The sequence below is a fragment of the Chamaesiphon sp. VAR_69_metabat_338 genome, assembly GCF_031423935.1.
Lineage (GTDB): Bacteria > Cyanobacteriota > Cyanobacteriia > Cyanobacteriales > Chamaesiphonaceae > Chamaesiphon.
In genome coordinates this window covers 1-8722 of sequence record NZ_JANPGM010000574.1, presented here as the reverse complement: position 1 = coordinate 8722, position 8722 = coordinate 1, and the positions used below count along the sequence as shown (strand labels likewise).

At 48.6% G+C, this 8722-nt stretch carries 4 protein-coding genes; 3 read left to right on the top strand and 1 reads right to left on the bottom strand.

The annotated features are described in order from the left end of the window. The first annotated feature begins 126 nt into the window (after positions 1–126). The 3 genes from cdaA to RMO84_RS15825 all read left to right on the top strand — a co-directional run bounded on the left by cdaA (position 127) and on the right by RMO84_RS15825 (position 3955). Positions 127–1026, top strand: coding sequence for a diadenylate cyclase CdaA (gene cdaA / locus RMO84_RS15835; RefSeq protein WP_310489402.1), 900 nt, complete (start codon positions 127–129; stop codon positions 1024–1026). A gap of 62 nt (positions 1027–1088) precedes the next feature. Next, entirely contained in the window at positions 1089–1838 is a 750-nt protein-coding gene (locus tag RMO84_RS15830; RefSeq protein WP_310489401.1) for an isoprenyl transferase, read from the top strand. A gap of 554 nt (positions 1839–2392) precedes the next feature. Beyond that, positions 2393–3955, top strand: a complete 1563-nt coding sequence (locus RMO84_RS15825) for a peptide ligase PGM1-related protein (RefSeq protein ID WP_310489403.1) — start codon at positions 2393–2395, stop codon at positions 3953–3955. A 411-nt stretch (positions 3956–4366) separates the two neighbouring features. Here the strand turns inward: RMO84_RS15825 and RMO84_RS15820 are convergent. Next, a partial coding sequence (locus tag RMO84_RS15820) for a translocation/assembly module TamB domain-containing protein (RefSeq protein WP_310489400.1) occupies positions 4367–8722 on the bottom strand: 4356 nt, incomplete at its 5' end.

Below are 8722 nucleotides of genomic sequence, written 5' to 3'. Positions count from 1 at the left end.
GACAATCGCCGATCGCCAACAGTTGGCAAAATCGACGAGCGCAGATAAATATTAGTCCCAATTGATTGTCGATCGGCTCCCCTGTGGCATAGAATCTAGGGATTGGTTGTAGTGGATTAATTGCCAATGACTCTGGGCCTTGGGTTTGATTCCCAGTTTACTGAATCCTGGTTACGCCAAAGTCTAGACCTGGGATTGGTAATTGCCCTCACCTTTCTAGTGTTATTGGCGGTCAGGGATCGTCGAACGCTATGGATGGTCAGAGGGCTAATTGTGTTAATGGTGGCTGCCGCTATCGGCGAACGGTGCCAACTTCGGCTCCTGAGCTTTGTCTTGGACAAATTAGTAGTGGGGGCAGCACTAGCGATGTCCGTGGTGTTTCAGTCAGAATTTCGCCGCTTTTTGGAGCAATTGGGGCGGGGAAATCTGCTGCCCTCGATTAGTTCGACCCGTCGGGTTAGCGATCTGGCAGATCGATCGACCGACCAAATTGTCGATGCTGTCAAAGAGTTGTCCCAACAGCGGATCGGTGCCTTGATGATCCTCGAAACCAGTGAGATGATGGACGAGCGAGATTTTGCCGTACCTGGGGTTAAATTAGATGCTAAGTTATCGAAGGAATTAATTCAAACCATCTTTCAAAATACAACTTTATTACATGACGGGGCGGTATTTATTCGGGGCGATCGCGTCGTGTCGGCGGGAGTCATCTTACCACTGTCCGATCGCGCGGCATCCAGACAGCTAGGAACGCGTCACCGTGCGGCAATGGGAATTACCGAACGCACGAACAATTGTTTGTGTATCGTCGTCTCGGAAGAGACGGGATCGATTTCTTTAGCGGAGGCTGGCATCCTCGATCGACCCCTGACTAGCAGTAAACTGAAGGAGCTATTAGAACTCCGGTTTGCCCCTCCGGGCGAACGCGAATCAGCGACACCGAGTTTACGGAGCTTGCGCCGCAAAGTTAGCGTCCGCTCTACCAAGCTATTTCGCCGCCTCTTTCAGTTGCCAGAAAACAAATGAGCTATGAATTCCCCACAACCCACAATTCATAATTCATCATTCTTAAATCCACAACTCCTCAGATGACTTCCAAAACGAACAGTCTCATCGAACTACCTGCCGATTTAGATTGCACTCAGTTACCACAGCATATTGCTGTAATTATGGATGGGAATGGTAGATGGGCAAAGCGGCGAGGATTTCCCCGGATGATGGGACACAAGCGCGGTGCGGATGCCCTCCGCGATTTGCTGCGCTGCTGCAAGGATTGGGGGATTGGGGCATTAACTGTCTATGCCTTTTCGACGGAAAATTGGGGTCGATCGATGGAGGAAGTCGATTTTCTGATGACCTTATTCGAGCATCTCTTTCAGTTGGAGCTGACGGAAATGGTTGCCGAAAAAGTGAAGTTAGAAGTAGTGGGCGACTTGGAAAATCTCACCCCTTCGCTATATGAGGCGATCGAGCGAGCCAAGACTGCCACCCAACACAATCAAGGCGTGCGTTTTACCGTAGCAATCAATTATGGTGGCAGACAAGAAATCGTCCGCGCTTGCCAGACGATCGCCACCCAAGTCCAGCAAGGCTTAATTAAAGCGATCGATATCGACGAAAAGCTGCTCTCGGAGCACTTAGATACCGCCCATTTACCCGATCCGGATCTGCTGATCCGGACTAGCGGCGAGATGCGGATTAGCAACTTTTTGTTGTGGCAATTGGCCTATGCCGAAATATATGTTACCGATACATTATGGCCAGATTTTGACAGACGCGCATTTCATCAAGCACTCCTGAATTATCAACAACGCCATCGACGGTTTGGGAAAGTCTAACTATGGAAGCATAATTCACCACGAATCTTATAATAGAATTATGTTTCCAGCCAAACTAGGCGATAGCACCTCTCATGCTAGGAAACACCATTAAAAATTACTTCAGACGATCGTGACGCAATCTAGAGAACCTGATGATTTTAGAACGGAAATGGATCGCCGATTTGGGCATTTGAATCGGCGCGTAGAAAGGTTAGAAGATACTCAGATCTCACCCCAGGAGTTCACTAGAGCATTCGAGAGAGTAAATGGAGATAAGAGAGAAATCGCCGAACGTAGAGTGGAGATGAACGATAAGATCGATCCTCTCAGCTCTGAGTTAAATAGCAAGATTGACACCATTTTGAGATATCTAACTGCGTCTGGTAACGATTAACCAACTCTAATCCGCTTTAGCCAACCAGATCGTTCGACAACCTTTATACCGATCGAGCACACTATAGTTTTTGAATGGTGAAAATAATCTAGTTTTCATGACTAAAAATTAACTCAAAGAGTGGGCTTCAATCGAGCGATATCTAAGTTATTACATTACCCACTGGAGATCGATCGTGATGCAACGCGATGAGTCTAAATCGAAACACGATCCGTTTCAGAAATTGCAATCGCGGTTGTCCGGTTTGTGGCAGAGTGTCGATGCGCAGATCGATAGCGATTGCGATATTTTGGTCGTACCCTCACTGAGTCTCGATCGCAACGAGCTGCTCAAAATTGAAGGCTGCATCCATTACGAAGAACGGCTGTTATTTTCGTTGATGCGGTTATCTAATCCCCGCACGCGGCTGATTTATGTCACGTCTGTGCCGCTGGTACCGATGGCGATCGATTATTATCTCCAACTTTTGCCAGGGATTCCCTTTGCCCACGCGCGAGAACGGTTGCTGCTAATATCAACTAACGATTATTCCCTGCAACCCCTGAGCCAGAAAATTCTCGATCGCCCGCGCTTACTCAATCGGATCGAGCAAGCATTACGCCCCAATCGATCGGTGATGATTTGTTATAACTCCACCGCGATCGAACGCGATTTGGCCTTAAAACTCGACGTGCCGCTATACGCACTCGATCCCGATTTACTCTATTGGGGTACCAAAGCTGGCAGTCGGCAGATATTTGCCGAATGTGGATTGCCCCATCCCGATGGCAGCGAGCTAGTATTTAACGATCGCGAGTTAGCGCAGGTAGCAGCTAATTTGTGGGAGCGGCAGCCGCAACTACTCCGGCTGGTAGTCAAGTTAAATGAAGGCTTTTCGGGGGAAGGCAATGCGATCCTCGATCTGCGCACCTTAGGCAATCCTAGCAGTTATGGCGATCGAGTCCAGACGATCGAGCGGGCGTTCGAGCATCTGAGCTTTCAGGGTGCCAATGAAACCTGGTCGAACTTCCGTGCCAAAATTCCCCATCTGGGCGCGATCGTCGAAGCTTTTGTCGAAGGCGACGGCAAGCAATCTCCCAGCGTTCAGGGCTGCATTACCCCCCTGGGTACGGTCGAAATTCTGTCTACCCACGACCAGATTTTGGGTGGCCCCGACGGTCAAATCTTTTTAGGCTGCCAGTTTCCAGCGGCAGCAGGCTATCGCCACCAACTCCAAGAGCTGGGCTTGGCAGTAGGCAAAAATCTGGCGGCTAAAGGGGCGATCGAGCGGTTTGGGGTCGATTTTATGGCCGTACCGAATGCTGATGGGAGCTGGGATTTAGAGGCGATCGAAATCAATCTCCGCAAAGGGGGCACCACTCACCCCTTTATGACGCTCAAATTTCTGACAAATGGTTGCTATCAACTAGAGGATGGCTTGTTTTACAGCCAACAAGGTAAACCGAAATATTATGTGGCTTCTGACAATCTCCATCAACCTCATTATCGGGGCTTATTGCCTAACGATTTGATGGATATTATCGCGCATCACCGCTTGCATTTTGATACTAGTACCGAAACCGGCACTGTGTTTCACATGATGGGTTCGTTGTCAGAATTTGGCAAAGTCGGGCTGACGAGTATCGGTAATTCTTTAGCAGAAGCTCGGGAAATATATGCCAAAGTCGAGCAAGTTTTGGAACTAGAAACTAGAGAGATTGAGAGTCAGCCGACACTACCGATCGCCTGGAACTATCGCTAATCTATTGTGTTTGATTTAGATCTAAGCTATTAGTTTGTTTGAAGATGGATGTGGCTCGACCTATTGAAAGGATGTCTGAAAAGTCTAGCTTGTTAAGCATAAACCTAAGAAATCCCCCCTAACCCCCTTAGAAAGGGGGGAACAGGATGACTCAAAGTCCCCCTTAAAAAGGGGGATTTAGGGGGATTTAGATCTACGATCGAAAACATAAAATCTTCTCGGACATCCTCTGACTCGATCGTCAAAGAAATTGAGATATTTACTATATAGCAGTCGCCAAGTTCGTTAGGACGTTTTTTAATTAGTCCGCTTACGCGGACTTCGCATTCCGTTCGCGGAGCGTCTGCATTCGCAGAGCGGCGATTTCAATCGCTGTGTCCTACCAGTCTTTGCTGTTGCCATAACTAAGAATTAGAATCTCTGCTCGAATTCTAAGACTGCGCGATTTTCGCCGAAGAGATTGGTCGAACCTCTGAGTAAAAACTGGTCGTTGATGCGATAGCGAATACTGTAGTAAGGCGACTCGCCATTCGTGAGAATTTTAAAGACAGAAGTAGATATTTTGGGAGTAATATTAGTACCAATTTCGGCAGCAATGCCAAAGGTAGAATTACTATTAGTATTTGCGTCTTTAGTAATGGTGGGAAATAGTCTAAAATCGCTCAGGCTTAACACATCGCCGATCCGATCTTGAAGACTATTGAGGAGATTAGAACTGGCGAGGCTGATGATTCCCAGTCCGATATCGCCGCCAGAGGTGAGGCGTTCGGCGAGGGCACCGCCGAGCAGGAGGACGATTTCGGGTTGGGTGCGAGCGGGGGTGCTGGTGAGTTCGAGTCGCTGGGTGATTTGGCTGGCGAGTCCGGCGACACGAGCTTCGACTTGAACGGTTTGGACGGAACCGAGGCTGGTAGTATAAAAATCGGCAGGTCGATCGATTTCACCATTGCTGGATGTCCGCGCGATCGAGTTACGCTGGGCGAAGATACTGGAGTTACTTTCGAGGGTTTTGGCGTAGAGGCGGAGATTGAGGACGGGATCGGTACCCAGTGTTGGGAAGAAGTCGGCAGTCTGGGGATCGCTAGTCAGTCGAAATTGAGTGGTGAAGAGGTTGACGGAACCTTTTTGGAGTTGGACTTGGCCGAAGGGGCGAGGATTATCGACGGTACCGTCGAGATCGATTTTGCCAGTGGCAATAAAGTTCAAAATCGGCGCGCGGGTAATTTGGAGGTTATCGCCAATGGTGAGATGGAGGTTACGCAGTCGCGCAGATTTAGTAATAGCCGGTGCCTCGGCGGCAACAATTACTGGAGCGATTGGGGCGGTACCTAAGCTCGCAGCCGCCGTACCGGCTGTTTCTGGTAAGAACACCTGCCCGTTACTGAGTTGGACATCGCCAGTCAGGATGGGATCGAGCGCGGTACCGAGGATCTTCAGTTTGCCATTGACATCGCCTTTGTACTTTTGGTTGAGATCGACGGCGATCCCATCCATTTGAAGGGTGAGTTGTCTGTCGGCGGGAATTGCAAATGAGTCGGAAATCGGAATCATGCCGGCGATCGCTACTCGACCGCGATTGAATTTTCCGGTCAATTTTTGGACGTCAACGCGATCGAAATCAAAGATAATTTCGCCATCGACATCTGTTAAGGGTTCGGGCAGGGCGACGCTTTTAATTCTGCCTTTGATAATATTGGCGGTGCCACTGGCTGTCAGGGTTTCAATTGCGCCTGAGGGTTTAATCTTGCCATCGATTTTGAGTGCGACTTTACCTTGACCGTCGATCCAGTGTAATTGTTGTTTGCTCAAGACATCGAGTACTTGTAAACCTTGATTTTGCAGGGCTAAATCGATTTTCACCCGATCGCTCGCTGAAGATTCGATCGCGAAAGGCAGTTGATAGGGGACACTACCAGTAATCTCAATCCGATCTTGTTGTTGGGAGACGATCGGACTATTGGCAAAGTTGGCACTACTACTAAAGTCCAGTCGGCCATCGTCATAATTAAAATTCCCTCTGACCTCCTGAAGCTTAATATCGTCGATCGTGCCGTTATTGAGGGAGATCTCGCCATTGGCGCGAGGATTGCCCAGATTACCGCCAATTTGAGCGGAGAGATTGACGCCACCTTTAACGGCGATCGGCAGCTCTACGAGGCTGGCGAGAGACTCTGCGGGGAAGTTTTGGATGTTGACTTTGGCATTTTGATTGTTGAGGCTGAAGTCGCCAGCAATGGCAATCTGACTATTATCGTTCGCGGAGCGTTCGCCTTGCGAAATCGTCAAATTTAGAGGTTCGAGATGGAGTTTGCCATTTCGCAAGTTGCCTTGAGCGCGGACGAGATCGAGCCGGTAGCGATCGAGTTGCCATTTGGAGCCAGCGAGGTTGAAATCGCTCGTGAGTCCGGTTTTGGCGTTACTAGCGAGTGCGATTTCGCCGCTAAAATTGCCCTGCAAGCTGCCCAGATCGGGGATTTGGCTGATATTTTGCTGGCGATCTGCTTCGTGATTCAACCAGCGGCGCAGTTCGGAGAGCCGCCGCAGCTCGTTATTGAGGGGCTGGGGGCGATTGGCGATCGGTTCGGTAGCGGTGCCTAGAGCGGCGGCTGTAGCATATTTGCGGCGATTGAATGGAATGAAGACGTCATTAGTGCTGAAAATTTGGAGTAGGTTGCGGACATCTTCAATACTGCCGCTAGGAACTTGCAGTTTGGCGGTGAAAGTGGGGGTGCTAGTTCCAGGAGTTAGACTAGCATTGAGATTGTAGATGTTGGCACCGCGATAAATTTGGGTGTTATTAAGTACGAGTTGCCCATTGGCATAGTTAAAATTAGCTAGCAATCGATCGCCTTGAAAGGCACCAAAAGTCGGATTGGTAACTTCAATCCGATCGCCACTAACTCGATAATTAGCTAAGTTAATAGCCAAGTTACCTGTGGCATTACCGCCAATGCGATATTGCTCGATCCCCGAATTTTTGGGGATTAATGGTTGCAGTAATGTCATCGGCAACCGTTCGACATCGATCGCTAGAACTTTACCCTCGACAGTACCTTTAGCACTGACATCTTGTTGTTTGAGATCGAAACTTTGGGGCTGAAGATTGCGATCGAGCGATAGTGCCAAGCGATCGGTTTTACCTGCAAAATCGATGTCCACACCTTGTCCGGGATTGGCACGAATATTCCCGTTCAAATTGCGATCGAATTTTAAGGCACCCACTTGAAAATTAGTTAACTGAGTTTGACCCGTAACTAAGAGATTAGCCAAACTGTTCGTCTGCAGATTCCCGCCAAGCTGCCAGTCAGCACTAAGTTGTCCGGCTAGGCGATTGGCTGGCGGCGCAGTAGCACCGATGAGATCGCCGATCTGTTTGGGGGCAAATTTAGCCAATTCGCCGATATTTAAGCGATCGGCAATTACTTTACTCTGCCATTGTCCGTTCGCGATCGTGAGATTATTAACTTGGAGATTGCCACCTAGTAACTTATTGATTCGACCGTTGCCACTAGCTTGAATGCGTGCTAATTCTGGCGAGTTGAGATTGCCAGCAGCGGTAAAGTTACCAGTTAATAATCCGACTTGAATCGGTGCTGGGAGAGCGCGATTGACATCACCTAATTGTAAGCCTCGGAAGGCCAAATCGCTCTGCCAATTCCCAGCGTTGAGCTGGAGATTATTTGCAGCTATCCGACCACCATTTGCTAATTTTAAATCACCATTACCAGTAGCATTAATTGCCGCTGGTGTCAGCTTATTAATATTACCCGCGACCTTAAAGTTGCCCGTAATTTTACTAGTTTGGAATGCTAGCGGTAAGCGATCGTTACAGTTACCCAGTTTGAAGTTAGCGATCGCCAGATTACTCGACCAATTACCATTAGTTAATTGCACTTCAGTCGCGCGAACTTTGCCGTCGGCTAAATTTAGTTCGCCATCGCCAGCAAGCTGCAAGCGATCGAGTTTGGGTGTATTCAAGTCTCCTGCTGCGGCAAAATTTCCCGTCAATCTAGCCGATCGCAAATCGGTTGGAATTTGGGCGTTAAAATCGCCAATCTTGAGTCGATCGACAGCTAAATTACTCCGCCATTTACCAGCCTTAATCTCCAATTGTCGAGCGCGAATCTGTCCGCCAGCTAAACTGAGATTGCCATTGCCACTAACATCGATGCGTTCGGGCTTGAGCTGTTGCAGATCGCCTGCAACTCTTACGTTGCCATCGAGTTTGGCATTTTTAAATTGCAGCGGAATTTGAGGAGCCAATCCACCTAAAACTAAAGCTGAGGATTGGAGATTGCCTTGCCACTTACCGCGATCGAGCTGTAAATTGGTGCCGACGATCTTACCTTGTGGTAAATTTATTTCACCTTTGCCAAAGCCGCTGAGCGTTTTGGGAGTGGCGGATTTAAGGCTGCCTGCTAGTTGAGCTTCACCACTCAATTGACCGCCGATTTTAGTACTTAACCGAGCTAAATTGAGATTGGTAGTTGTAAAGTTACCTCGCCAATTACCCCGAGCAAAAGTCAGATTTCGTGCTTGAATTTCTCCAGCTTTGAGTGCGATCTTACCTTGCCCTCGTGCCGAAATATTATCGGGCGTAATTTGCCGAAGATTATTACCACCGATCTGCAAACTACCGCTAACAATCCCTGGGGGTGGGGGCGTTTTAGTCGTAGATATTGGCGTACCATTAGTTTGTGCTAACTCGTGAGTTGCTAGTTGCTGGAGATCGAGAGCTTTACTAGTAAGATTAGCTTGCCACTGACC